Origin of the sequence: Paenibacillus sp. NPDC057967, from assembly GCF_042887015.1 — a bacterium.
GTDB lineage: Bacteria > Bacillota > Bacilli > Paenibacillales > Paenibacillaceae > Pristimantibacillus.
This window is the reverse complement of sequence record NZ_JBHVQB010000001.1, coordinates 296,362-321,347: the sequence shown is the minus strand read 5'-3', so window position 1 is coordinate 321,347 and position 24,986 is coordinate 296,362. Positions and strand designations below refer to the sequence as shown.

General features: G+C 53.6%; 15 protein-coding genes and 1 pseudogene. 10 read left to right on the top strand and 6 right to left on the bottom strand.

Translation table 11 applies throughout. The annotated features are described in order from the left end of the window. Window positions 1–69: 69 nt before the first annotated feature. From ACFVSO_RS28830 to ACFVSO_RS01435, 3 genes and pseudogenes are all read left to right on the top strand, one after another. A pseudogene (locus ACFVSO_RS28830) lies at window positions 70–1,248 on the top strand (amino acid adenylation domain-containing protein); the annotation flags it as partial. After that, on the top strand, window positions 1,237–9,435 hold the full coding sequence (locus ACFVSO_RS01440) for an amino acid adenylation domain-containing protein (RefSeq protein ID WP_483875061.1): 8,199 nt from the start codon (window positions 1,237–1,239) through the stop codon (window positions 9,433–9,435). The pseudogene ACFVSO_RS28830 and the gene ACFVSO_RS01440, both read left to right, overlap by 12 nt. Window positions 9,436–9,439: 4 nt before the next feature. Then, window positions 9,440–10,264 carry a cupin-like domain-containing protein gene (locus ACFVSO_RS01435; RefSeq protein WP_387469335.1) on the top strand — a complete coding sequence of 275 codons (825 nt, stop codon included), beginning with the start codon at window positions 9,440–9,442 and terminating at the stop codon, window positions 10,262–10,264. Between the two features lie 123 nt (window positions 10,265–10,387). Here ACFVSO_RS01435 and ACFVSO_RS01430 read toward each other — a convergent pair whose 3' ends face one another. Together ACFVSO_RS01430 and clpP are read right to left on the bottom strand one after the other, a co-directional pair. Then, window positions 10,388–11,005: a hypothetical protein gene (locus tag ACFVSO_RS01430; protein ID WP_387469333.1), complete on the bottom strand. Its 618-nt coding sequence runs from the start codon at window positions 11,003–11,005 to the stop codon at window positions 10,388–10,390. Window positions 11,006–11,115: 110 nt separating this feature from the next. Further along, window positions 11,116–11,700: an ATP-dependent Clp endopeptidase proteolytic subunit ClpP gene (gene clpP, locus ACFVSO_RS01425; protein WP_387469331.1), complete on the bottom strand. Its 585-nt coding sequence runs from the start codon at window positions 11,698–11,700 to the stop codon at window positions 11,116–11,118. A gap of 176 nt (window positions 11,701–11,876) precedes the next feature. On the opposite strand from clpP, the gene ACFVSO_RS01420 reads away from it, so the two are divergent. Beyond that, window positions 11,877–12,599, top strand: coding sequence for an RNA polymerase sigma factor (locus tag ACFVSO_RS01420; protein WP_387469329.1), 723 nt, complete (start codon window positions 11,877–11,879; stop codon window positions 12,597–12,599). A gap of 69 nt (window positions 12,600–12,668) precedes the next feature. Here the strand turns inward: ACFVSO_RS01420 and ACFVSO_RS01415 are convergent, their stop codons facing one another. The 3 genes from ACFVSO_RS01415 to ACFVSO_RS01405 all read right to left on the bottom strand — a co-directional run bounded on the left by ACFVSO_RS01415 (window position 12,669) and on the right by ACFVSO_RS01405 (window position 18,602). Next, complete coding sequence (locus ACFVSO_RS01415) at window positions 12,669–13,586, bottom strand: helix-turn-helix transcriptional regulator (protein WP_387469327.1); 918 nt, start codon at window positions 13,584–13,586, stop codon at window positions 12,669–12,671. Window positions 13,587–13,636: 50 nt separating this feature from the next. Next, window positions 13,637–15,178 (bottom strand): gluconokinase, encoded by a 1,542-nt coding sequence (gene gntK, locus ACFVSO_RS01410; RefSeq protein WP_387469325.1) that lies wholly within the window; start codon window positions 15,176–15,178, stop codon window positions 13,637–13,639. 64 nt (window positions 15,179–15,242) lie between these two features. After that, complete coding sequence (locus tag ACFVSO_RS01405) at window positions 15,243–18,602, bottom strand: DEAD/DEAH box helicase (protein ID WP_387469323.1); 3,360 nt, start codon at window positions 18,600–18,602, stop codon at window positions 15,243–15,245. A 325-nt stretch (window positions 18,603–18,927) separates the two neighbouring features. Here ACFVSO_RS01405 and ACFVSO_RS01400 point away from each other — a divergent pair, with 325 nt between their 5' ends. The 4 genes from ACFVSO_RS01400 (at window position 18,928) to ACFVSO_RS01385 (ending at window position 21,756) form a co-directional block, all read left to right on the top strand. After that, window positions 18,928–19,311, top strand: coding sequence for a hypothetical protein (locus ACFVSO_RS01400; RefSeq protein WP_387469321.1), 384 nt, complete (start codon window positions 18,928–18,930; stop codon window positions 19,309–19,311). A 71-nt stretch (window positions 19,312–19,382) separates the two neighbouring features. Then, a complete protein-coding gene (locus ACFVSO_RS01395) occupies window positions 19,383–20,135 on the top strand; it encodes a DUF4184 family protein (RefSeq protein ID WP_387469319.1) in 753 nt (250 codons plus the stop codon). Window positions 20,136–20,282: 147 nt separating this feature from the next. After that, window positions 20,283–20,738, top strand: coding sequence for an RrF2 family transcriptional regulator (locus ACFVSO_RS01390; protein ID WP_387469317.1), 456 nt, complete (start codon window positions 20,283–20,285; stop codon window positions 20,736–20,738). Then, on the top strand, window positions 20,731–21,756 hold the full coding sequence (locus ACFVSO_RS01385; protein WP_387469315.1) for an LLM class flavin-dependent oxidoreductase: 1,026 nt from the start codon (window positions 20,731–20,733) through the stop codon (window positions 21,754–21,756). Before ACFVSO_RS01390 ends, ACFVSO_RS01385 begins: the two co-directional genes overlap by 8 nt. 383 nt (window positions 21,757–22,139) lie before the next feature. Here ACFVSO_RS01385 and ACFVSO_RS01380 read toward each other — a convergent pair whose 3' ends face one another. Then, complete coding sequence (locus ACFVSO_RS01380) at window positions 22,140–22,670, bottom strand: M15 family metallopeptidase (protein WP_387470516.1); 531 nt, start codon at window positions 22,668–22,670, stop codon at window positions 22,140–22,142. A 252-nt stretch (window positions 22,671–22,922) separates the two neighbouring features. Between ACFVSO_RS01380 and ACFVSO_RS01375 the strand changes: the two genes are divergently transcribed. After that, the gene (locus ACFVSO_RS01375) at window positions 22,923–23,372 is read left to right on the top strand and encodes a MarR family winged helix-turn-helix transcriptional regulator (protein ID WP_387469313.1); all 450 of its coding nucleotides are present in this window, start codon (window positions 22,923–22,925) and stop codon (window positions 23,370–23,372) included. Between the two features lie 13 nt (window positions 23,373–23,385). Beyond that, window positions 23,386–24,378 (top strand): ring-cleaving dioxygenase, encoded by a 993-nt coding sequence (locus ACFVSO_RS01370; protein ID WP_387469311.1) that lies wholly within the window; start codon window positions 23,386–23,388, stop codon window positions 24,376–24,378. Window positions 24,379–24,986 lie beyond the last annotated feature (608 nt).

Below are 24,986 nucleotides of genomic sequence, written 5' to 3'. Positions count from 1 at the left end.
CCGCGCGCCTATTTCGAGGATTTGGCCCATAGCGTAGCCGATATCCGCTCCGTGCGCTTTTCGAACAAAATGTATTCCATTGAAAACGAGCTGACCCGATTCCGATATGATGCTGTGCTGGAAATCGACCGCCGCAAGGCGAACACGTATGTTAGCGGAATCAGGCATAAGCGGCAGTACGATCGTCATGCACTCGCTTCCTATTCTTCCGAGAGGGTGAACCGTTCTCTATCATCAGACCGGCTAGCCTATATCATCTATACATCAGGCTCTACCGGCAAGCCGAAAGGGGTGATGATCGAGCAGCAGTCGCTGAGCCAATTTCTTGGAGGCATGGTGCAAGCGATGCCGCTCCGCGAACAGGAAGTCGTCTTATGCCTGACGACGCCTGCATTCGATATTTTCACCGTGGAGTCGCTGCTTCCGCTGTCGCTTGGCATGACGGTCCTAATAGCGAATCAGGAGGAACGGTATGATGCCCATGCGCTTAATCGGCTGCTGCAAGCACATCCGGTCACGATGGCTCAAATGACCCCTACGCGCATTCATGCTTTATTGCAGGAGGGGGCTAATGAGTGGATGACTAATCTTAAGCTGCTGTGCATCGGCGGCGAGTCGTTCCCGCCTTCGCTTCTCCAAGCCATTCGCCAGCATACGAGGGCGATCGTCTACAACATGTATGGCCCTACGGAGACGACCATATGGTCGACCTTCCACTTGCTTGATGAGGAGACGGAGCAAAGATATATAAGCATCGGACGTCCGCTTGCGGGAGAGACCGCTTATATCGTGGATTCAAACGGTAATCTGCAGCCGCCTGGTATAATCGGCGAGCTCTATATAGGAGGAGCGGGGCTTGCCCGGGGTTATGTCCATTTGCCTGAGCTGACTGCCGAAAAATTTATTTGGCTTCCCGCCGCAGGCGAGAGGGTATATGCAACAGGAGATCTTGCACGCTGGCGCGAGGACGGGCTGCTGGAATGTCTGGGGAGGAAGGATCATCAGGTCAAGGTGCGCGGATATCGGATTGAACTTGACGAGATTGAGGCCAAGCTGAGAAAACTTGCCGAGCTGCAAGAGGCTGCAGTGCTTGCGCGGAAGGATGAGGCGGGTGAGACGGAGCTGTACGCTTATGTAGTAGCAAAGGGAGATTGGCAACCGTCAGATTGGCGTGAGAAGCTGCGGAAGGAGCTGCCGGACTATATGATCCCGGCTCACTTTGTCAGGCTGGATGCCATGCCTACAACCGTAAGCGGCAAGCTGGACCGGAAGGCGCTGCCCGGTCCGGACGGCAACGGCCAACAAGCTGTAGATTATGCTGCGCCGCAGACGGAGATGGAAGAGCAGCTTGCATCTATTTGGCAACAAGTGCTGCAAGTGTGGCCGCTGGGCATTGATCATAATTTCTTCGATTGCGGCGGACATTCGCTGAAGGCTATGCGTGTCGTCAGCCGCATTCATCAGGCCATGAATTGTTCACTTCCGATCTCGGCCCTATTCGAGCACAGTACAATTCGTAAGCTGGCCAAGCATATGGAGGAGAAGGAGCAACATCGGCTATCAGCAGCCGGGCATGAGCAGCAGTCAGTGTGGAAGAGCCAGCCTATACCGCTGGCTAGGGAACTGGCGTATTATCCGGTTACTTCCGCCCAAAAGCGGCTTTATGTGCTGAGCGGGCTGGAAGGAAGCTCAACAGTCTACAACATCCCGAACGCTCTTTCCCTTGAAGGACCAGTGGAGAGCGAGCGGCTGAAGGAGGCGCTGGCGTCGCTTGTTCGGCGTCATGACATATTGCGTACGGCGTTTGTCATGCACGAGGGGGAGCTTGTGCAGGTCATTCAAGATGATGCAGAGCTGGTACTGGAGGAAATAGCTGGTGAAGGACAGAGCGAGGCGGATCATATCCGGCATTTCCTGCGGCCGTTCGATCTGTCGAAGGCACCACTTGCACGGGCAGCTCTCGTTCATCTCGGCCGTAATCGAAGTCTGCTCTTGATGGATATGCACCACAGCATTGCGGACGGGGTCTCCATGGGCATATGGGCCGAGGAGCTGATGCGGCTGTACGACGGCGGGCCGGAGCGGGCAAGACCGCGCATTCAGTACAAGGATTATGCCGTATGGCAGCAGGAGCAGCTCGGCAGCGAGGCAATGCAAGAGCAGGAGACGTATTGGCTGTCACAATTCGCCGGAGAGCTGCCGGTGCTGCAACTGCCGACAGACAAGCCTCGGCCGCCTGTCCGCAGCTTCGCAGGCGACCGGATTACGTTTGGCTCAGGTACGGTGCTGGCTAGCCGGGTGAAGCGGCTGGCGGAAGAGACAGGTGCGACGCTGCATATGCTGCTGCTCGCGGCGTATAACGTGCAGCTGTCGCGCTACACAGGCCAGACGGACATTGTCGTCGGGACGCCTGTCGCAGGCAGGGATGCGCCGGAGACGGAAGGGCTGATCGGGATGTTCGTCAATACGCTGGCGCTGCGCAACGCGCCGGAGCCTGACCAGACGTTCCGCGCCTTCGTGGAGAAGGTGAAACGCCATGCGCTGGAGGCGTACGAGCATCAGCACTACCCGTTCGAGAAGCTGGTCGAGAGGGTTCAACCGCAGCGGGATATGAGCCGTCATGCGCTGTATGATGTCATGCTGGTCGTGCAGAACATGACGCTGCCGCCATTCCGTCTTGAAGGTTTGAAGGTCTCGCCGTACCCCGTCGAGATGAACATAGCGAAAGCGGACCTCACGCTTGAGGCATGGGAGTCGGAGGGAGAAATCCGGTTTTCGCTGGAATACAGCACGTCGCTGTTCGAGCGGACGACGATGGAACGATGGAGCGGTCATCTCATGAGGCTGCTGGAGTCGGCGGTACAGAATCCTGACATCAAGCTGCCTGATCTTGAAATGCTCGGCGAGGATGAGAGAAGGCAATTGTTGGAGACGTTCAACGAGACGGAGGCTTCGTACCCACAGGAGAAGACGCTGCATGCGTTATTCGAGGAACAGGCAATGCGAACGCCAGACCATATCGCTGTCGTGCACGGTGAGGAGAAGCTGCGCTACGCGGAATTGCATGCTCGTGTCATGAGCCTGGCGGCGGAGCTCCGAAAGTGCGGAGTCACGCGCGGAACGCTTGTGGGCGTGCAAGCTGACCGATCGTTCGGGATGATCGTCGGGCTGCTAGCGATCCTGAAGGCGGGAGGCGCCTACGTGCCGATCGACCCGGATTATCCGGCAGAGCGGGTTCATTACATGCTGGAGGACAGCGGGGCTGGCTTGTTGCTGGCGAGCAGCGGATATAATCTGCAACATGTATTGCCGGCCGGCTGCAAAGCGTTAGAGCTTGGCGAAGATGGTCGGAGCGGGGAATTGGTTTGGGGATCGAAGCCCCTCTGGGCTGATGAAACCATACTGCTGCAAGCCGCTGCAATAGAAACAGTAGCTGACGATGTGAACATACAGCTGCAAGAGGACTTATCCGACTCCTCCGGGCCTCATGATGTCGCATATGTGATCTATACATCGGGTACGACAGGCAAGCCGAAGGGCGTCATGATCGAGCACCGGAACGTGGTGCGCCTGCTCATGAACAGCGAGAATCGCTTTGACTTCCGCGATACCGACCGCTGGACGATGTTCCATTCGTATTGCTTCGACTTCTCGGTCTGGGAGATGTACGGGGCTTTGCTCTACGGAGGCAGCCTGCATATCGTGCCGAAGCCGGTGGCGCAAGACCCGCAAGCGATGACAGAGCTGCTGGTGCGAGAGGGCATCACGGTGCTGAACCAGACACCGACCGCGTTCTACCCCCTTGCTGAGGCGATAAGCGGGCCTGCGGCCAGAAATTTGTCGCTGAGATACGTGATCTTCGGCGGCGAAGCGCTTGCGCCATCCAGGCTGAAGCCGTGGCGGTCAAGCTATCCAGACGTCAAGCTGGTGAACATGTACGGCATTACGGAGACGACGGTCCATGTGACGTATCGTGAGCTGAAGGGAGCGGATCTGGAAGGAACGGCCAGTCTGATTGGCAAGCCGCTGCCGACGCTGCGCGCTTATGTCTGGTCGTCGGAAGCGGGACAGCTGGCTCCGATCGGAGTCACAGGCGAGCTGTATGTCGCGGGTGAAGGAGTCGCGAGAGGATATCTGAATCGGCCGGAGCTGACAGCAGAGCGTTTCCTGCCTGATCCATTCAGGCCCGGCGAGCGGATGTACCGGACAGGCGATCTGGCAAGATGGCTGGCGGACGGAACATTGGAATACGTGGGACGGATAGACGACCAGGTGAAAATCAGGGGACACCGGATTGAACTGGGCGAGGTGGCGTTGCATGTGCAGCGGGAGCCAGGCATTCGCGGAGCGGTAGTTATCGCGATCCTGGATGCATCGGGACAACAATCGCTCGCCGTTTATTATGAATCAGAAGAAGCCAGACCGCAGTCCGAATGGCGCATAAGTCTGGCGCGCAGACTGCCGGATTACATGATTCCCCAATACTTTATACGGGTAGAGACCCTTCCGCTCACAGCGAACGGCAAGCTTGACCGGAAAGCGCTGCCGAAGCCGGAAGATGGAGGGGAGAGCGCTCATACCTACATGCCGCCAGAAAATGCGCTGGAGGAGAAGCTGGCGGAGGTCTGGCAAGCGGTATTGGGTGTGTCCAAGGTGGGCAGAACAGACAAGTTCTTCGATAGGGGCGGAGACTCCATCAAAGCGATTCAGGTTTCGTCACGGCTTTATCAGGCCGGATATAAGCTGGAAATTCGCGATTTATTCGCTTATGCCACCATTGAGCAGCTTGGACCTCGTGTGAAGCCGCTTCGCGTTCAGGAGTCCCAAGGCGAGATTGTCGGAAAGGCGCCGCTGACGCCTATTCTGCATCGGTTTTTCGATATGAGACTGATACAGCCGGATTATCTCCATCAAGCAGTTGTCTTGTTTCGTTCAGAAGGGTTCGACCCTGCGATAACGGGAGGGGTGTTGCAGAAGCTTCTCGAACATCATGACGCATTGCGCATAATCTTCCTGAAAGATGCCAACGGAGCGATGTATGCTTGGAATCGGAGCATAGAGGAGACTGCGCCGGTTGTCCTGGAGACCTATAGCTGCATGGACGATTCCGATGTTGAGCAAACGATAGAGCGGAAGGCGCCCAATATCCACGGACGGCTGCGGCTGGAGGATGGTCCGCTGCTTAGCGCAGGACTGTTCCAGTCTCCATCCGGCGATCATCTGATGATTACGATCCATCATGCTGTTGTGGATGGAGTGTCGTGGCGCATCCTGCTTGAAGATTTCAATCGCGGTTATGCTCAGTTGCTGGGGCAGGAAGAGGTTTGCTTTGACGCCAAAACGGATTCGTATTTGAAGTGGGCCCGCTCTCTATCCGACTATGCCCATAGCGATCGGCTGGCCTCGGAACGAGACTATTGGCGTAGTCTTCAAGGCGAGCAGGTTCAAGAATTGCCAGTGGACTTCGATTCGCTTGATGAAAGTCATATGGAAAGCGATCAGCAGATTGTACTTTGGAGCGAGGAAGATACGAAGCTGCTGCTGACAGGCACGCATCAAGCTTATCGTACGGAAGCGAATGATATTTTGCTTGCGGCTTTGACAGCCGCATTGTCTGAATGGTCAGGCGGAGAACGATTCCTCGTTCATCTGGAAGGCCATGGCCGTGAGGAAGTGCTGGCGGATGTGAATGTGACGCGAACGGTCGGCTGGTTTACGAGTGTATTCCCATTCGAGTTAGTCCTCCCACGGCATGCAGACTTGTCTTCCTTAATTAAGGAGACCAAAGAGCGGCTTAGAGCCGTCCCGAATAAGGGGATAGGCTACGGCGTTCTTCACTATTTGACGGCTGACGGGACGGAGCCGGTACATGCGGACATTTGCTTCAACTATCTGGGACAGTTCGATGACAGCCGGAGTCAGAACGATTCTGCATTCGTCTGGTCGCCGTATTCCAGCGGCCCTTCCCTGGCGTCAGAGGAGAGAAGGATGTATAAGCTGGAGCTTAATGGTGCGGTTCGTGATGGAAGATTAGCGATGACAATCGGCTATAGCCGTGCTCAGTATGCACCGGATACGATCAAGCGTTTATGCGAGGCCTTGCAAAGCAGCCTGATGAACATCATTCGCCATTGCCATACCAAGACGAAGCCGGAGCTGACGCCAAGCGACTTGTCGTATAGCCAGTGGTCGATTGAACAATTGAGGGAGCTGGCGGAACGCTGCGAGCATCAGGGAGAGCTGGAGGATATTAGTCTGCTGTCTCCCATGCAAGAGGGCTTGTTATTCCATAGCGCCAACCATCCCCAGTCCGAAGCTTATTTTGTGCAAAGCTCTTTTGTACTGAAAGGCACTCTGAATCCGGATTTATTGGAAGCAAGCTTGAACGAAGTGATACGCAGACACCAGGCGCTTCGAGTGAGCTATTGCAAGGGCGATGGACATCGTCCCTACCAGCTCATATTCCGGGATAAGGAGATGGATATTCGCCGATTGGATTGGTGCGGTGAGGAGGAAGCGGTCGTACGGGAACGACTGGAGCAGTACAAGCAGGGGGACCGGGCGGAGGGCTTCCAGCTGGAGTCTGGCGACCTGATGAGGGTGACGCTCATCCAGACAAGCTGGGACGAGCACCGCGTCATATGGAGCTTCCATCACATCATGATGGACGGCTGGAGCATGCATCTCGTGCTCAGGGAATGGCTGCATATGTATCGCTCTATGCTGAAAAAAGAACAGCCGCGCCTTCCGCATCCGGAGCGGTATACCGGCTATCTTAACCGATTCGCATCGGATGGGCTTCCCGCATCAACCGCTTATTGGTCGGACTATCTGCATGGATTGGAGCAGGCAACCGTATTTCCTCAGACCACCCAGGACCGTATGGAGCGGAAGGCTATGCCGCAGCAATCGGGCTGCTCTCTCAGCCAATCCTTAACGGAGAGAATCGACAAGACGGCAAGAAAGCTGGGCGTGACCGTGAACAGCTTGATGCAAGCGGCTTGGGGCACGGTCTTGCAACGGTATAACGATTCGCGCGACATCGTATTCGGCAGTGTCGTATCGGGGCGTCCGGCCGATTTGATAGGCGTAGAGAATATGGCTGGATTATTCATTAATACGATACCAGTCAGAATGAAGGGTTGGCCGCAGCAGACGGTCAGAGAAGCCATCATGGAGATGCAGCAGAACAACGCAGCCTCCCAACCCTATGACCAGTGCCCGTTGTATACGATTCAGTCCATGACGGCGCTGAAGGAAAACCTGATCAGCCATTTGTTCATCTTTGAGAATTATCCCGTCGATCAGTCGGCGGAAGAGTTCCATGAAGGGCTTGAATTCCGTATTCAAGACGCCGAGCTCTACCAACCGACCCATTATGATCTGAACGTTATGATCATTCCGGATTCGGTGTACCGCGTACAGATGGATTACAACGGCCAGGTTTTTGAAGAAGCGATGATTGAGCGGATGATGGGGCATTACATCGAGGTTTTGGAGCAATTTGCAAGCCAGCCGACTATGTTGCTGGATGCAGTCAGCCTGCTAACCTTTGCAGAGCGCAAGCAAATCCAGGCCTTTAACGATACGAGCTGTCTGAGCGAACCGGAGAGGCAGACCGTGCATGAATGGTTTGAGATGCAGGCTGCGGAACATCCGGACAGAGAGGCTGTAGTCTTCGATGGGAAACGGATGACCTACCATGAGCTGAATGTGCGGGCCAACGGCCTTGCTTATTTCCTGCAAGACCGGGGTGTCCAGCCGGATGATCTTGTTGCAATTGTCATGACACGGTCGGCTGAGTTCATCATTAGCCTTCTGGGCGTATTGAAGGCGGGAGGCGCCTACGTGCCAATCGATCCCGCTTACCCGGATGAGCGCATCCGCTACATGCTGGAGGATAGCGGGGCCCGCATTCGAATTATCGGGCACGATCAGGCTGAGCGGGCCAAGAGCTGGAATACTTCTTATGTGGCTGATGTAGTCGATTCAGAAGAAACGCTTGGGTTGTCATCGGCAATGAATCCGCAGAGCGCCGCGAGAGCGGATCACTTGCAGCATGTTCTGTACACATCCGGCACGACCGGCAAGCCTAAGGGAGTCCAGCAGGAGCATCGTTCGCTCGTTAATTTGATGCGCTACCACCGTGATACATTGAGGATGGACGCTGCGAGAGTGATGCAATACGCTTCATTAAGCTTTGATATGTGTTATCTGGAAATCTTCCATACGTTAGGCTCCGGAGGCACGCTGTATATGCTGGAGGAGGACAAGAAGAAGAAATGGCCTGCCATCCTTTCTTTTATAGAGAGACACGGCTTGCAGACTGTGTTTTTCCCGACGGCATTATTCAAGACCATGCCGGCTTCCTTCTATGAACCGCTGCTGGCAACGGTACGGCATATTGGGGTTGCGGGCGAGCAGCTCGCGCTTGCTCCTTCCTTTATCGAGGCGCTGCAGCGCAGTGATGTTCGTCTGCATAATCAATATGGGCCAACGGAGTCGCATGTCATTACCAATCTGACAGTGAAGCAAGGAGATGCATTGACCGCAACGCCGGGCATCGGAAGCCCGATTGCGAATTCGCGTATTCACTTGCTGAGCCGAGGCGGTCAGTGGCAGCCTGTGGGGGTTCCCGGAGAGCTGTATATCTCCGGACCGGGTGTGGCTCGCGGCTATCATCGGCTGCCAGAGCTTACGGAAGAGCGTTTTGCATTGACCGATTCCGTTCCGGGTGAGCGTCTATACCGGACGGGAGATGTGGCTCGCTGGCTGAATGATGGAACGCTTGAATTTCTGGGACGAAGAGATGATCAGGTGAAAATCCGCGGCTATCGCGTGGAGCTTGGCGAAGTGGAAGCGGCGCTCATGAGCTTGCCGGGCGTATCTGAAGCTTTCATTCTTATCACCGGGGAAGGCGAAGGCGATCGGCAGCTTGCTGCTTATTACGCTGCGGAGTCGCCGTCTGATGCCTCTGGGGTCAGAGAAGGGCTGAAGGACTTGCTCCCGGACTATATGGTGCCTGCCCATTATATACAGCTAGATCAACTTCCTTTGACCCGGAACGGGAAGGTGGACCGTCAAGCACTCCCAGCTCCGCTTGCCATGCAGAAGAATGAAACGGGAACAATGGACAAAATGGACGCAACGGCAGAGGAAATCCGGATTCGGGATCTATGGGAGAAAGTGCTGAAGAGAGAAGGAATTGGAACTGCCGAAGATTTCTTCGACTTAGGCGGGCATTCGCTACTCGCGATAAGGCTGGAGATTGAATTGGAGAAGGAAGGCTTCGATACTGAAGGACTGAATATTTACAAGCATCGCACAATTAGGGAAATGGCAAGGTTCCTCTACAAGGTTCATGACGGGCAAGAAAACACAAATGCCGTTTCTATTCATCATTCGATTGAAGAACCGCAATTAGAGGAGGATTGACGATATGGAAGAGATTACGCGTGTTCAGAGGCTGTCTGCCGAGGCTTTTTTTCAAAACTACTATTCTCCCTATCATCCTGTAGTCATTACAGATTGGATGGACGAATGGGAGGCGGTGAGCAAATGGAGCAACCCGGACTATCTGAAAGAGAGGATCGGAAAAAAGATGCTGCCTGTAGCCAGATCGGAGAAGAGGCTGACGCTCGGCGATTTGGAGAAAGGGTATCAGACGATCAAAGTCAATCAAATGGATTTTCATTCCTTTATGGATACGATTACGGCAAGTGAGCGAGAGCCGGATGTGTTCTATTATTTGCAGCAAATTCCGATCTCAACGTTTCCAGAGCTTGAAGGGGATTTCCATGTTCCCGAGTTTATTCGGGAGAAGGAGATAAAGGTTAACCTTTGGCTTGGATCGGGAGGGAATATTACGCCGACGCACTTTGACCCTGCTTCGAACTTTCTGGCACAGGTCAAGGGTGAGAAAAAACTGATGCTGTATGCGCCGAGTCAGACGTCCAGGCTATACCCGTTCCCGTTCCATTCCTCTAACGGAAATCTTAGCCGCGTCGATGTATTGAACCCGGATTTGGGCAAGTACCCGAAGTACAAGAAAGCGAGGGCCATTGAATGTACGCTTAAGGCAGGCGAGATGCTGTTCCTTCCGGCATTCTGGTGGCATTCGGTGGAGACGGTTACGATGGACTATACCATATCGGTGAATTTCTGGTGGGACCCGCCAAAGAAACAATACATGACACCGCTTGGACTCAGAACAAAAATGACGATCCTGTATTACCATACGAGGATGCTGCTGAGGGCGAAATGAGCCGGAGCGAAAATTATGTCTTTCTGCCCATACGAAGTTATCTTTTAGGATAAATATATAAATAGAAGCTATCTCCAGGCCGGAATAATGGCTCGGAGATAGCTTCTTGCTTTCCTTTACATCTTAACGGTGTCCGAATACGGAAACGTCGATTACGTCGAAGCCTCTCAGTCTGCGGTTCCGTTTGCACAGCGCACGCGCTGTGATGTGAAGCACTTCGCCAGGCACGCGGAATGTCTCGGAGAACGATTCGCCTGGAGCCAGCTTGATTCTTCTCAGACGTCCAATAGCGCGGCCGCGCTCCGAGCTGGAGAAGATTGTGATGATTACGCAGGAATCGGACTCAAAGCGATTGTCCGCATTAACCCGAATTGTCTCGAAGTTGCGGACATCGATGCCTTCACGACGACGGCGGCGATTACGGTCGCGGTCTCTATCGCGGTCTCTGTCGCGGTCTCTGTCACGGTCACGGTCACGGTCACGATCTCGGTCACGGTCACGATCTCTGTCACGGTCTCTGTCGCGGTCACGGTCACGATCTCTATCACGATCTCTATCGCGGTCACGGTGATGATGGTGGTGATGATGATGATGGTGATCATGGTCATGATGATCATGGTCGTGATGGTCATGGTCATGGTCATGGTCATGACGGCGGCGGCGAGTCAACAATCTGGTTTGGCCAGGACGCAGGAAAACTCCTCTTCGGGGGGTTGTGAACAATAATCTGTTATTTGACATTTATACACCTTCTTCTTCTAAAGTACTACATGCTATGAGCGCGCCTTAGCAATTGCTTGTACTCTTGACTAAAGGTGAATGTCACAACCTTAGAAGGATCGTCCCGTTAGCTAGCTTCTGGCAATCACCTTATCGATGATTCCGTAAGCCTGCGCTTCCTCCGCCGTCATGAAATAGTCGCGGTCCATATCTTTCTCTACCCGCTCAAGCGGCTGCCCGGTGCGTTCGGCTGTAATTCGGTTCAGTTTCTCCCGATTAGCAAGTATTCGCTTCGCGCTGATTGCGATATCGGCAGCCTGGCCTTGAGCGCCGCCATGCGGCTGATGGATCATAATTTCGCTGTTTGGCAGCGCGAATCGCTTGCCTTTTTCTCCGGCCAAGAGCAGAATCGCTCCGAAGGAAGCAGCGAAGCCCGTGCAGATCGTTTGGATTTGAGGCTGAATATATTGCATCGTGTCATAGATGGCGAGACCTGCTGTCACGGAGCCTCCCGGACTGTTAATGTACATGTGAATGTCCTTCTCGGGATCATCAGCGGTCAGGAACAGGAGCTGGGCAATGATGCTGTTGGCGACAGCATCGTTAATCTCCGAGCCGATGAATACGATCCGGTCCTTGAGCAGACGGGAATAGATGTCGTAGGAACGCTCTCCGCGATTGGTTTGCTCCACGACATAAGGAATAGGAATGTTCATGATTGGTCCTCCGTTCGAATGGTGAAAGTGTTAAAGCGATTGGTAAACGATTCAGGGTGCTTGAAAGATACGCGGTAAATTAAATAAAATAAAAGAAGAAACGGCGTATCTTTTGGGATGCTTCATTCGTTTATCACATAAAGGAGAGGTGTATCTTCGCGCGAGGAGGCTATGCAATGAGGAAGATGATCACGAAGGATAGGACGGAGCGGCAGGATGCGGATTGGGAGAGCTTGCAAACCTCCTTATACCGCTACTGTCTAGTGCTGACAGGCTCGGAGTGGGATGCGGCGGATTTGTCGCAGACGACCTGGAACAAGGCCATTCGCCGCCTGCAGGAGCAGGGACATGACAACCCGGAAGCTTTCTTGCTGCGCACGGCCAAAAACAGCTGGATCGACGATTGCCGCAGGAAAGCGGCGTTCAAGGAGCTGCTGGGCGGAATGGTGCATACGTATCGGCAGGACGTCCCCATGCCGAAATCACAGAATTCTGATTTGGCGATGCAGGCGCTCTTCCGGCATCTCTCCCCGATCCAGCGGACAGTCTTTGTATTAAGAGAAGCGCTTGGTTATTCCATCGCGGAAACGGCCGGCTGGCTGGATACTACGGAAGGCGCAGTTAAGGCGGCGCTCTATCGCGCGCGGCAATCGCTTGGAGCCGTCCGGGAAGAGATCGAGAGAGAAGAGTCTGACGTACCGCTGGACGCGGAGGAACGAGAGGCGGCGAACCGTTCGGTCGAAGCGCTGGAAGAAGGGCGAGTGGCTGATCTGGTCTACCTGCTTTATGGAGAGCCTTATTGGACGGTGCATGCTGTGCAGGGCAACCAAGGTCAATTCCGTGCGAGTCATACGTCGAGCCATTCGTATTCTACAACATCCATGCGGATGTGCGCGTAAGTTGATTGAACAAAAAAAGACTAGATGCTTGGGCTAATGTGAAGATAACAGCCCCGCATCTAGTCTTATTTATTGATATTTGCCCAGCATTTGGTGCAGCTTCTGTGCCAGATGTACCCTAAGCGCCGGCGGCTCGATGACTTCCGCGTCTTCGCCGAAGCCAAGTATGAGATGCGGCAGCCATCCTGTCAGCGATCGCTCATCCGATTGGAAGCGAACGGTCAAGGAGCCGTCTTCATGATACTCCTTTTCCGCCAGATGAAGGCGGTCGAGCGCTCTTGCCAGAGATGTGGCGGAGAAATGGATTACGACCGTTACAACATTGCTTTCCTGCAATTGGTAACCATTCCATTCATCTCGATTAGCTTGCGGCTGATGCCGATCTGTGAAGTGCTGGCCGATTGACTTCAGCTCTTCCATCCGGGACAGCTTGAACTCGCGGTAATCCAGCCGGCTTCGGCAATAGCCGTACAGATACCAGGAATCGTTGCGGTATAGCAGCTGCACCGGCTCCACCGTCCGCACCAGCCGCTCGTTTTTCAAGCTGATGTATTGAAAGCGGACGACTCTAAGCTCGGCGATGCTGTCGCGAAGCAATTGGAGTGATTTGCGGTAGATGGTTCGTCCGCCGATATCCAAGGACAGGGAGGAGCCTTGCTGTCCATTCTGTATCGTCTTGAGCCTGCGAATCGTCTCGGCGGCGCGCTCATCCTGGAATACGGTCGACATCGATTGGAGAACAGTCACAAGCGAGTCTACGTCATAGCTGCCAAGGAGGCTGCGGTCCATCTTGTATTCCTCCATAATGCCGTAGCCGCCATTGACGCCCTGATAGGACACGACAGGAATGCCAGCCGCGCAGATGGTCTCAATATCGCGGTAGATGGTTCGCTGCGATACGTTGTACTTGTCTGCCAGCTCGGAAGCGGACAGAATTTCATTATTCAGCAGCATGTAGACCATGGAGATCAGTCTCTCCAGCTTCACGGGAATCGCTCCATTCGTATAGGGATAACTCGGGAATGAGGATAGTAGTGTTATCCATGCTCCTTCTGAAAGGCCGTAATGGCAGCATAGGGCTCTTCCAGCAACCGGGGCAGCTGTGCGAAGAGAGGGAGCAGCTTGCGGTATGCCTCTGACGCGGCTTCATCCGGCTTATGCGTATGAATGCCGCCGACCATAGTCTTTACTTCACTTAGCGAAGCGATTTCACCTTGTCCGTACATCCCAAGCACTACAGCGCCAAGACAGGAGCTTTCGAAGCTTTCCGGTACGGTGACCTCCTGGCCGAACACATCCGCCAGTATCTGCCGCCATAGCTCCGAGCGGGCAAAGCCGCCTGTTGCGAGCACATGGGCGGGCGGACCGATCAGCTCTTGCAGTGCCGATAATACCGTATATAAATTCATAATGACGCCTTCCATAGCCGCACGAATCATATGCTCCTTCTTATGGTGCATACCAAGTCCGAAGTAAGAGCCGCGTGCGTTCGAATTCCAGATCGGCGCACGCTCGCCTGCCAGATAGGGATGGAAGAGAAGGCCGTTTGATCCCGGCGGCACCTTAGCCGCGATGCCGGTCAGCAGCTCGTACGCATCAATGCCTAGCCGCTTCGCCGTCTCAACCTCGGTGCTCGCCAGCTCATCCCGGACCCAGCGCAGGATCATGCCTCCATTGTTCACGGGGCCGCCGATGACCCAATGGTTCTCGGTTAGCGCATAACAGAAGACACGGCCCTCCGGATCGGTTACTGGCTTATCCGTTACAGTCCTGACCGCGCCGCTTGTGCCGATGGTAACCGCCACGACGCCGGGATCGATAGCGGCTACTCCAAGATTAGAGAGGACGCCGTCATTGGCTCCTATTATAAAAGTCATGTCGGCAGGCAGACCCGATGCTTCTGCATATTCCGGCTTCAAGCCCGTCAGAGCACACGTAGTTGCAACGGGCGTGGACAATTGCCCTCGGGTAATGCCGGCAAGCTGTAGTGCTTCTTCATCCCAGTCCAAGGTCTCCAGATTCAACAAACCAGTCGCGGATGCAATAGAGTGATCGATTACATATTGACCAAGGAGGCGATAGAAGACATATTCCTTAATGGAGATAAACTTATGGTTCGGCATAAGCAGTTCCGGACGTTCGTTCCGCAGCCATACAAGCTTGACGAGCGGCGACATGGGATGAATCGGTGTGCCTGTTCGTCTATAAATCTCATGACCGTTATGATTGGTCTTGATCATTTCGGCATAGGCCGCACTGCGATTATCCGCCCATGTAATGGATGGCGTGAGCGGACGCCCGCTTCCATCCACCACAATCAGGCTGTGCATGGCGGAGCTGAATGCGACGAAGCCCACTTCCTCGCCGGATGCTCCCGCTTGTTCCAGACAGCCGCGAATCGAGAGGAGCACGGATTGAAAGATGAGCTCGGGGTCTTGTTCGGCGACTCCCGGCGCAGGAGTCAGAAGCGGATACTCTATGCCGTGGCGGCTTAATGCGTTGCCTTTCATATCGAACAATACCGCTTTGGTGCTTGTTGTGCCTATATCGACGCCCATCCGATAGGGTTTCATCGTCATTATACCTCCTGCATGTTGGAGCAAAGAATGAGTATCAGCATTTTGTTGTCTTGGTGTGACGGGTCTATGATTCTTGCAACGACAGAATCTCGCGGAGATCCTGTTCGGATAAGGAAGAGATGGATTCATTGCCGGCTTCAAGGACATCGTCGATGAGCCCTTTCTTGCGCAGCTGCAGCTCAACCATTTTGTCTTCTACGGTTCCTTCTGCGACCAGACGGATGATCTGGACGACGTTCTTCTGTCCGATGCGGTGGGCACGGTCGGCGGCTTGCTGCTCAACGGCGGGATTCCACCATAGATCGTATAGAATGACAGTATCCGCACCTGTCAGATTAAGCCCGGTCCCCCCTGCTTTAAGCGACAGCAGGAACAGCTCGCGCTCACCTTCGTTAAATCTGGTGCATAGCTCTACACGCTCCTTGGCCGGCGTGCTTCCGTCCAGATAGAAGAAGTTGATGCCCCGATAACCGAGCTCGCGCTTGATGATGTCCAGCATCTCGGTGAATTGGGAGAAGATTAGCGCACGCTTGCCGGAATTACGACATTCCTCCACCAGCTCCATTAATTGCTCGAACTTGGCGGAGCTGCCATTGTACCCTTCTACGAACAAGGCAGGGTGGCAGCATAGCTGACGCAGTCTCGTAATGCCCGCCAATATTCGTATGCGTGTTCGGCCGTAATCTCCGCTGTCCAGATGCTTCAGCGAGTCCTGGCGCAGCTTCGCCAGATAAGCGGTGTAGAGCTTCTTCTGCTCCGGCAGCAGCTCTGATGATATTCGCGTCTCGATCTTCTCCGGCAGCTCCTTCAGCACATCCGCCTTTAGCCTGCGCAGAAGGAAGGGCTTGCTGCGCTTCGCCACAATCTCCCTTGTCAGCTCGCCGAACGCCTTTTTGGATGGGAACAGTTCCGGGAAGACGACACGGAAGATGGACCATAGCTCGTCCAGTCTGTTCTCGATCGGCGTGCCGGTCAGCGCAAAGCGATAGGTCGCCTTAATCGCTCTAACGGCGCTTGCGGTTTGGGTAGTGTCGTTCTTGAACGCTTGAGCTTCATCGAAGATCACCGTATGGAAAGGATGTTTGGCATATTGCTCGATATCCCTTCGCAGCAACGGATAGGAGGTAATAATGATATCGGGCTTAGTCGCTGATTCATGCCCAAGATTGCTATGGCCGTTCGCAAGGCTGACGGCATGCCTATCATTCAACGCATCATGACGTTCTTCCCTGCTGCCGTCGGCTACGATGACATGCAGCTCCGGTGCGAATCGCTCCAGCTCATTGCGCCAATTGTAGATCAGCGACGCTGGCGCAGCGATTAATGCAGGCTGACCGGATGCCCGGATGGCTGGCGCAACAGAGAGCAGATAGGCAATGCTTTGAACGGTCTTGCCTAGTCCCATCTCGTCGGCTAATATGCCGCCGAAACGGTAATGCGCGAGCGTCCTCATCCACTGATAGCCGTATCGCTGGTAGTCGCGCAGAACCGGCTCCAGCTTCTCCGGGATCGGGAAGTCGAGCTGATCAGGATGGCGCATATCATCCAGCAGCTCGCGCAGCGAACGTCCTAGCTTGATGGAGGCATGCTCAATCGGCGTATCCAGCAGCGCCATAGCACGACCCACAGGAATGCCTGTACCCTCGCCGAACAGCGTCGGGTGATGCAAGCCTACGCCGTTCATCACCCGCAAGAGCGCATCGAATTGTCCGTTGTTTAAGGGCAGGAGTGCTCCGCGCGCCAGTTTGTAGTAAGGCTTCTTCTCTTCCACGGCACGTACGATCGCCTTGATCTCCTGTTCGCTGATGCCGTCCATTTGGAAACGGAAGTGAAGCCAGTCGGTGCGTTCTTGCCATGTAATATGCAGCTTGGGCGGCGGAACATCCGTGGCAAGCCGCAGTCTGACAGCGGAGGTGGCGTATACAGCCAGATGCTGCTCCAGCAGCGGCACTACCACATGCAGAAAGTGAAACTCCGCATCGTCCCCCTCGATCAAATATCCGCCTTCCGTCTTCCCGAAGCGTTCATCCTCCATTAAGGCAAGAATGTCATGTTCCTTCTCTTGCTCCCGCATGAGGATGCGGTCGGCTCCTCTTGGCTTGTCGGGCTCCAGCGGATTCAGCATGATATCGCCGTATTGAAACTCCAGCCCCGCAAGAAGCTTGCCGCGCAGCCGGTCCAGATACATGCGTGCTTGCAGAGGCTGATACAGAATCAGATTGGCAATCGATTCGGATACTTGAACGTAGCCCAGCTTTCTAAGTCCGGGCAATACGCGCTGCATGAAGGGCTCAATTTGTCTATGCTCGATCATGACTCGGTTCATCTTCTCCGATTCACGTGTGTCAGAGTAAATAATGGCGTTCAGTCTGGCAAGCTGAACCAACTGCTGATGCCGCACGCGATAGAAGATGCCATCGGCGAACAGCATGCCATAAGCGTCCAGCACAGTGAGCTCGCTTAGCCCCTCGGCGGCAAGCTCATAGCCTTCTTCATCAGAGGCTAGCCCCAGATGAAAGCGCAGCGGCGCCTTCTCCTGCTCCCCGGCTAGCGTCAGGCCTGAATACTCTCGATGACCGCCGCTCCGGTCCGACGGCAGACTGATTCGGATATGGCTGACCCGCATAAGCGCGTTCATCAGCTCATTCCAGGCAAAAGGAGGGATATACAGCAGCCGCTCGCTGTCAGCTGTTCTCCTTGGAGACGTTCCTGCGCTCGCATCTTGCTTCTCCTGCTCGATAAGTCGAAGCAGCTTGTCCAGCACGGCATGATCCTCGGCTGTGAAGCGATGGATCTGCGGATTATACGCGAACAGCTTGGTGAACGAATAGGATTGACCGTCGCGTATCCGCTCCAGCAGCTCCTCAACGCGCTGAACGACATAGAGGCGTCCGGCGCCCATTTTCACTTCGATGCCAATCCGGTGCTTTCCGTTGCCTATGGGCACAAGCCTGCAGACGAATTCGACCGTCAATAGATCGCGGTCATCGCGAAGCTTGCCTGCCGCAGCTGTCCGCGAGATGCGATCCTCCTGGAACAGTCCCAGCAAATTTTCAACGACGTCATGATCGGAATCGCTGCTTAGATATACTTTCCCCTTTGGCTCGTTCAGGCGTCTTGTATTTGGCCGGTTTGCTGTCATAGATTCCGAGAGATGGATGATAGCTGCAGCTGTATGCTTGCAGTAATAATCATCGGTATAAAAGGCGAGACATGTGCACTCCGCCTGAATAGTGGAATTAGCCCTCTGCCATATGCTTACTTCATAATTGCGTTTGCCGCTTGAGACAACGGCAAGATAACGATCCTTGCCCTCCTGGCGTATGGAGATGACTTGGCCGTTCCGCTCTATCGCGGCTCCGACCGCGTAATGATCGGGACCGCATAGCTGCAAAATGAGAGCTTGATTGATATGAAAACCCATTGCGATCTCCTTTATGGAAAATGTTTGAATAGAGTCCTTAGTCAGGATACAATACAATCAATCTTCATTATAAATCATTTTTGAAAAAAATTTCGAATGTGAAGCGATAGATTTCGGCATGCCACGGCATCTATGTCATATGGAGGGATGGAAGTGGATGTTCTTGCACCGGCGAAGGCAACGTGGTTGGAAGGAAAAGAGGAACGAGCGGAGCTTGAGCGGTAATGGGTAACCCGCGCCCGGGAAGGAGATCAGGAAGCGTTCGGCGAGCTGGTGCGCATGCATCGGGCGAAGGCGCTTGGCATTGCCGGCTCAATGACGAAGGATGCTCATCTGGCTCGTCATAGAGCGCCACAATGCGGATGAAGGTGGCGACGGCTTCAATATGGAGGTTGTGGCGGATGCGAGGGAATTCGCTGTCCGTTTCTTGAAGGAGCAGGCCTTCCGCTGGGACGGCAGCAATATTGTGGAGCACACCGTACGCTCCCGGATGGGCGAAGCGGCCAAGCATTATGAGATTGCCGCGCTTGCCTTTGGCCAATTAAGAGAGATGTTCCCATTCCGGCATGGCGGAACACCGAAGGATTCGGAAGCTGCGGATCGCGCGATCTGCAGGAAGCAAAAAGCTGCGAAGACGAAAGGCGTGGAGCAGCTCGAAGCTCTGTTCTATTTTATGAAAGAATATTATTCCGAGACGTGGATCAATTAATAGAGGAGCTAGACATCGATAGGATCATTCATCGGCAGTAGACAAGAAAAGAAATAAAGGGAGTCGTCGTTATGCCTTTTACATTCGCACATCCGTTGTATGCCGCGCCTCTTAAGCTGGCGAAGCCCGGCTGGTTCAGCCTGACGGGGCTGATCTTGGGCAGCATGTCGCCTGACTTTGAATATTTCATCGCGCTGGAGCCTTATCAGACATTCGGTCATAGCGGGCTTGGCTTGCTTCTGCAAGCTATCCCGTTAAGCTTGTTATTTGCATTTCTGTTCCATTATGTGATCAAATTACCGTTAGCTGAACATCTTCCCGGCATTTTCGGCATTTCGGGAAAAGCAAAAGAACTAATGGATCGTTATCCGTGGCGCATGAGGGGATGGAGAGACGGGCTGGTCTTCCTTGTATCGGTTGTGATTGGCTTTTCGTCTCATGTGTTTTTGGACGCCTTTACCCACTTAAGCGGATACTTTGTTGTACGATGGGCGGCGTTAAATGAGACGGTATTCGGCTTGCCAGTTTATAAGCTGTTGCAGCATGGTTTATCGTTGACGGGCTTGGCGGTGTTCGGCATCATGGTGCTGATCTGGCTGAGACGGCCGGCATCCGAAGCTGCTCAGAATAAAAGCAGGGTATCTGTTCGGGCCAAATGGCTGTACTGGTCGATCGTCGGAATTACTGCCGCGGTAACCGTTGCTTGCAAGCTGCTGTTTTCTACCTCCGCCAATTATATTGGCATACTTGTGGTGTCACCGATAAGCGGCTTCTTGCTGGGACTGGCTTTGGCATCCATCGGTTCCCGCGTATTGAGAAGATAACGCGATGTTAAGAATCAGATTAGATGAAAAATCCGCGCGCCCCATCCACAAGATCGCCTATAGGCAGGATGGTGCCATTCGCGGGTTTGACTTTGTTAACTGTATGAAATATTATTACAGTATAGTTCGAAAGGAGGCCGCGCTACGATGCGAAGCGAATTTACGGTGGCGGTCCATTGTCTGGCGCTGCTTGCTTATTTGCCAGATCATCGGGCAAGCAGCGAGCTTCTTGCCCATAATGTGTCCACGAATCCGACGCGTATTCGAAAAATTATGAGCACGCTCAAAAAGTCCAGCTTTGTGAAAACCAAAGAAGGGATCGGCGGGGGCTACGAGTTAAATTGTCAGCCGGCCGAGGTGACGCTGGCGGAGGTCTATCGGGCAATTTGCGGAGGCACCTTGAAGCCGCATTGGTCGTCAGGCAACCCGGAGGAAAAGTGTCTCGTATCCGCCAACATGGCGCTTGTGATGGACGGTTTTTTCCGGGAAGCAGAGCTTCATTATGAGGAATATCTGGAGCGCAATACGCTTCAGACGGTATTGGAACGCCTCAGACAATGCCAACAGAAAACAGCAAGGGGTGAGACCCATATCCATGAATAATGAAAACAAGAATGGCGCAAAAGCAGGTCCGTCCTTCCGTATACCGTTGTCCGTCCTTGACGTATCGCCAATCGTTCAAGGCGGCACGGTCGCGGAATCGTTGCGCAATACACTGGATCTGGCGCAGCATGCAGAGCGCTGGAATTATAACCGCTACTGGTTAGCGGAGCATCACAACTCACCGAGCATCGCAAGCTCGGCGACATCGGTCGTGATCGGCCATGTCGCTGCGGGCACTTCGAGCATTCGGGTCGGATCGGGCGGCATTATGCTGCCGAACCATGCGCCGCTTGTCATTGCGGAGCAATTCGGTACGCTTGAAGCGCTCTTCCCGGGCCGGATCGATTTGGGGCTGGGCCGCGCGCCGGGCACGGATCAATTGACGGCTACGGCGCTGCGTGGCGTAAGGGGCAGCAACGGAGGCAATTTCCCTGAGCAGTTGGAGCAGCTTCGGGCTTATCTTGATCCGAGTGGAGCTGAAGTGGCGATGCCGGTCAGAGCGATTCCAGGCGAAGGAGCGAACCTGCCGATTTGGCTGCTGGGCTCCAGCGATTTCAGCGCCATGCTGGCGGCACAGCTCGGTCTGCCGTTTGCTTTCGCGGGCCACTTCTCGCCTACGTATACGGTTCCTGCCATGAATCTGTACCGCAACAACTTCCAGCCGGGCGTGCTGGACAAACCTTATGGCATGGTTGCCGTTAATGTGGTAGCCGCCGATAGCGACGAAGAAGCGACATATCTGGCTACATCGATGCAGCAGTTGTTCCTTGGCTTCATCCGCAATCGTCCGGGTCCGCTGCCGCCTCCAGTGCGGGATATGGACCAGATCTGGACTGCGCAAGAGAAATACATGCTGCAGCAGCAGCTTGGCTCCTCCATCGCTGGCGGTCCAGAGACAGTAAAGGCGAAGCTTGAGCAATATATGGAAGCGACCGGCGCCGACGAAATTATGATTGCCGCACATATCCATGACCACGCAGCGCGTCGGCGCTCGTATGAGATTATTGCGGGATTGTAACGGCAGATACAATTAAATAAAAAGAGGCTGTCACATTGGTCAATGGAATTGACCTCCTGTGACAGCCTCTTTGAGTTGAAGGTTTGTTGTGTCGGCTACATGATGCAAATTGCTCCATTCGTATCACATTGAACCTTTAGTTGTGCCTATACCACTATTTCGCTCTATTCGCCGCTTCAGCATCTTTAGTTGTATCACGCATTACTATTTCGTTCCATCCGCTGATTTCGCGCATTTAGTTGTGTCACACACCACTAAATCGATCAATTCGCTGATTCAGCACCATTTGTTGTGTCAGACACCACTATCCCGTTCCAATCGAATCCAAATCACATACTAACCTTACGAAACCCCGTGGTAACCGATTTTGATCCTAGCTTAAGTTAATCCGCTTCGATAGCGGGTTCATCCGGCGGGCGAAAGCCCCTTCTTAATTCAGATATCGTAAATCCAAAATCCATCTGCAGATGCGGATAGTCCTTGAAGCCCTCCCAGTCGCCTCCCCAGCTAAAGCCGATTCCTTTGGCAATGGCTACAACCTCCATCCAATCGGCTTTTCCGTTACGGTTCCCGTCGTATTCCAGGTCCCATATGGCTTTTCCTTTTGGCGTTAGCAACGCGAAATCGATCGCCAGCCCGTAGTTATGGTATGAGCCCCCACCCTTCACATGAGTGACGATTGGTCCTTTGGTCGAACGGCCTTGCTCGTAGAGGGCGTCCTGCTCCTCATGGCTGCGATGGTCGTCGGTTATGAGTATGGAGATGCCAAGCTTGGCTGCTTCGGCCACCAGCTCGTCTTTTTTCAACAAGACATAGGGGTGTAGCGCTGTAATGGGCGGCGCTTCTTTGGTGATGAACGGAATAGTGCGCTCGACACGGTCGTTCCAACTCTTGAATATGGAGACGATGAGCATCAGAAGAAACAATAGAAGAATCCAGTTTCGAAGCCGCTTCCCGCGCGAAGGAATGCGCTGCTGCTGCCAATGTGGCTGCAGAGGAGGAGGCGGGCCTTGTTGCATATGAGCCATTCACGGTCTCCTTTTACAAGTATAGTTGATTCTATCGTAATGGACGCCGGAGCCGAACGCAACGTACGGAGGTCGGGGATTGACGAATCATCAGTTTAGGTATAAACTGATGATATCAAATACAATCGAGGTGAACCTATGGAGCATGAGCTTGAAGCAAGAACGGACAAACGCGATGAGCGGCTGGCGCTCCTCATATGGTACCGCTTCTCTCGCATTTATAATCAAAGCGTTCGCGAATCGGAGCAGCATTTGAAGCGCTGGGATTTGACGGTGGCGCAATTCGATGTCATCGCACAAATTGGGTTGAACAAACGGCTGACGCAAGGCCAGCTGGCGGAGAAGCTTCTCGTAACAAAAGGGAACATTACACAGCTGCTATCCAGGCTTGAACAGGCAGGATACATTCAGCGGGAGCAAGAGTGGAAGGTTAAGCATGTGTCGTTAACGGATAAAGGCAAGGCCATATATGAGCAGGTGGTGCCGGTACAGGAAAGGTTTCAGGCTTCGCATTTTGAAGCGCTCGATCAGGAGGAAAAGGAGCAGTTCCTTCATTTGCTTAAGAAGCTAAGTGCTAAAACAATATAATAAGGGAGGAATTATGATGCAAGAGCAAAGGAATGTGTTAAAAGGCATTCATCATGTCTCGGCCATTACGGCAAGCGGTCCGGAAAACTACAAATTTTATACTGAAGTGCTAGGCCTTCGATTGGTGAAGAAAACGGTGAATCAGGATGATACGTCGATGTATCACTTGTTTTATGGTGATGAGTCAGGAAGCCCGGGCACGGAGCTTACCTTCTTCGAAATTCCGATGGCGGCGCCGAACCGCGAAGGAGTGAGCAGTATATCAGCTATTTCTCTTCGGGTCCCTTCGGATCAATCGCTCCATTACTGGAAGGAAAGGCTGGTTAGCTTTGGAGTAGAGCATGACGACATTTTGGTTAGAGCCGGACGTCACACACTAGCATTCCGGGATAATGAGGGACAACGGTTCATTCTCGTCTCGGATGAGCGGAATAGCGGTGTGGCGGGAGGAACGCCATGGGCGAAGAGTCCTGTGCCAGCGGGACACGCGATTATCGGTCTTGGTCCCGTTCATCTGACAGTTGCGAACCCGGAACCGACCGATCTGATCCTGACGAGCGTACTCGGTTTCCGAAGAAGAGGACGTTATCCGGCGCTTGTGGCAGGACAGCCGGACATTCTCGTTTATGAGACGGGTGAAGGCGGTACGGGAGCAGAGATTCATCTGGAGACGAGAGTGGATCTGCCTCGTGAGCGTCAGGGCAGCGGAGGCGTCCACCATGTTGCATTCCGGGTAGCGGACGAAAAAGAGCTTCGTGAATGGACGGAGCATTTGAACAAGACCCGCATTGGCAACTCCGGTTTTGTGGAACGCTACTACTTCCAGTCGCTCTACTTCCGCGAGCCGAACGGCATCCTGTTCGAGCTTGCTACTGACGGCCCTGGTTTCGCCACGGATGAGGAACTGGAGCATCTGGGCGAATCGCTGTCGCTCCCGCCGTTCCTGGAGCCGAATCGCGAACGGATTGAAGCGGGGCTTAAGCCGATTGATACTGCGAGTAGATAAGTGAATAGGTTATTTTTGTGATTAATGTACATTTTCTTGATTAGAGATCAGGAGATCGGTTAAACCGACTTAAATGCAGCGAAAGTGAGTGTAGCAGCTCAATAGGTCGATTAAACCGACTTAGATGCAGCGAAAGTGAGTGTAGCAGCTCAATAGGTCGATTAAACCGACTTAGATGCAGCGAAAGTGTGTGTAGCAGCTCAATAGGTCGATTAAACCGACTTAGATGCAGCGAAAGTGTGTAGCAGCTCAACAGGTAGATTAAACCGACTTAGATGCAGCGAAAGTTTGCGGAGCAGCTCTACCTAATTATAATCTGATAATCGGTCGACATTTCGTCTTAACGTCTAGCCGCAAAGTGATGTAATAATTCATTTAAAAAGAATTCGCCCATTGCTTCTATCGCAGCTCCCCTATATAATGGAACCTAATTCTAACGACTGCAGGAGGACCTCCGCCGATGAAGTAATGACACGTGATAACCTGAAGAACAACTTGTTGAAGTCAACAAGCGGCTAGCTCGCATATAGGCGAGAGTCGGTCAGGGGATACGTGTGTCATTTTGGGGAGCTGCGAGTTAGATGGACTGTATAAATTAATCGCGAACA